General features: G+C 35.7%; 3 protein-coding genes. All 3 read right to left on the bottom strand.

Translation table 11 applies throughout. The features are described from left to right. Nucleotides 1-456 precede the first annotated feature (456 nt). The 3 genes from BK120_RS34220 to BK120_RS34210 all read right to left on the bottom strand — a co-directional run bounded on the left by BK120_RS34220 (nt 457) and on the right by BK120_RS34210 (nt 2,099). Complete coding sequence (locus BK120_RS34220) at nt 457-660, bottom strand: DUF5316 family protein (RefSeq protein ID WP_076271926.1); 204 nt, start codon at nt 658-660, stop codon at nt 457-459. Between the two features lie 210 nt (nt 661-870). Further along, complete coding sequence (locus tag BK120_RS34215) at nt 871-1,299, bottom strand: DUF3888 domain-containing protein (RefSeq protein WP_083682767.1); 429 nt, start codon at nt 1,297-1,299, stop codon at nt 871-873. Nucleotides 1,300-1,562: 263 nt separating this feature from the next. Next, nucleotides 1,563-2,099, bottom strand: a complete 537-nt coding sequence (locus BK120_RS34210; protein WP_076271924.1) for a hypothetical protein — start codon at nt 2,097-2,099, stop codon at nt 1,563-1,565. Nucleotides 2,100-2,280: the final 181 nt, after the last annotated feature.

Here is a 2,280-nt window from a genome sequence, read left to right as displayed (position 1 = left end):
ACAAAATATAAAAAATATCAAAACTGTAATGAGAGAAAGGATGAAGAAACCTAATAAGTATAAATAATTAATAATAATTCCTCCAGTCGATGTGTTCTCATATTCCTTACAGTTTAAGTAACGGAACCAAGCGGGAAAAAGTTGCAAATATTTGGAAGATATCCAGTTATAATAGTTTTAGTTCAGGGCTACTATAAAAAAGGCTTTTCCCGCAACCTACCGCCATAATTGCGAATAAAATGAGGAGCATCACTGACGAACAAGATACCTTTTTCAGTAGAAACCACCCTCTTTTCTTATTAAAAACCGTGTTCAACATAAAGACGGTTCGACGGAAGTTTTGTTGCGTTAAACTGCCCGTTAGCTTAATAAAATGAGCAGGCTACCGCAGCGCCTGCTCATCGTTATGTACTATTCAACTATCGTTCCCCGTTAGTTTAAAACAGCAACACTTATTCAGAATTTATGGATAAGATAAGCTATTCCAAATGAAATTAATCCTAATAATAATGTAACTGTTGAAATCTTTCTTTTAATTGCTCTTTCGGATTTATCTTCAGAATAGAAATTGCCTCTTTGTTGTTCCCCTGTAGTCCAGGCACCAACCATTAATCCTGAAATAAAGATAAAACCAATACCAATGTAAATAAACCACTGCATTATGTAGTTCCTCCCATTGACATTATTAAATGTATTACGCAAAAACTATTGAAAAGTTACGAAACCACCCTTTAGCATAATAAAACAAGGAGTAGCCGCCTCGTCATTCTACTCCCTTAATCGTTCAACTAATCTGCCCGTTAGTTTAATAAAAAGAGCAGGCAATCGTAACGCCTGCTCCAAGGTGTGTTATTCAATTAACGTACCCCGTTACCTCAAAAGATCTTGATAATTTGGGGGGAAATCATTCTTATCTGGTCCTCTAACATGTTCAAAATATTTAAGCTCAACTCCAGCTGGCGAGATTCGATATATAAAAACATCTTCACCGACAGGGATATGAGGTCCAACTGTTGGACGTACATCAAGAGTAAAAAAATCAAAACCACGGAAGCCATTAACCCTTTTTATATCCTTCACATCAACAAAATAAGGATAAATATCGGGTGAACCTGGTACAGAAAATACATCCGAATACGCCTCAGCAAGTTTCTCTCTCATATGAGGAAGCAAAAGCAATACGAGCATATCTTGAAGTTGCAATTCTTTTGAGTCCTTAAGTGGCTTCTCATCAACTGCATTACAAAATTGCGATCCAACCAATGAGAATAGGATTACAAAGCATATTATTACCCTCAAGAACCTCGACCCTTTCTTTACCTTAATCCACCAAACATAGATTAATTTGTCCAGAAAAGAGAGGTGTATTCATTAACCTAAACTACCCGTTAGCTCAATGGTGCAATCGTGATGCGGTTAGCCGGTGATGGTGTGTGCGTCTGATTCCAATTCCCTGCTGCCAATATCATCTTCGAATCAACTTCTAACTTCTGTCGGACCGAGAGCCGAATGGCTCGAAACGTGAATATGATGTTATATGATAGGAATGCCTTCGTGAAATACTAAAAAAGCACTTCTATTTGTTTATAATCTTTCGAAGGTGATTCCTTTGTTAAAATCTCTTTGTCATCACTATGACCATTATAAATATTCAATATCTTTAACTGATAAATCCAATCTCCTGTATCTTCGTGTACTAATCTACCGTTATAAATAATCCTTCCATATTCACTACTTTGAAGTATAAACGCATTTTCAGATAAGTATTGATATCTTGAATCATAACGAATAGGCTTGCCACAAGAATGAGAATACTTAAAATATACTTGTAGTTCGTCAACCTTGTTTTGTATTTCAATACTAGCTATCTTCCAATCATTTAGGTGTGAGTCAAGATACTCGACTTTATTACTTTTAATTTTAAATCCATTTTTATTTTGAATAATTAGTATTTCCTGAAAAGGAATCGTAGTGCTTCCAATATAATTTATAAGCTTATCTGGAATTGGGAACGACTTGCTAAATCTATTTCTCAAAGTAGAGTATGGAGCTCCTCTGACCTTTTTGTCCCATAATATTGTGATAGATTGAATGATCACACATATTCGCTCCTTAGTTTAAGCATTACATTCCTTTCAGGTAACGTCTCATGTACGAACTACGCATATTCTCCATACTTGAAGTATTCGTGAAGTAATTAAACTAACCTGCCCGTTCGTATTATGAGGTCACCAGATCTTTCTGGTAGACCTCATTTTTGTGTGGTCTTAAGATAGCGGT

The organism is Paenibacillus sp. FSL A5-0031 (genome assembly GCF_001956295.1).
GTDB lineage: Bacteria > Bacillota > Bacilli > Paenibacillales > Paenibacillaceae > Pristimantibacillus.
Note: the sequence above shows the minus strand (reverse complement) of the source record. Positions and strands in the feature narration are given on the sequence as shown.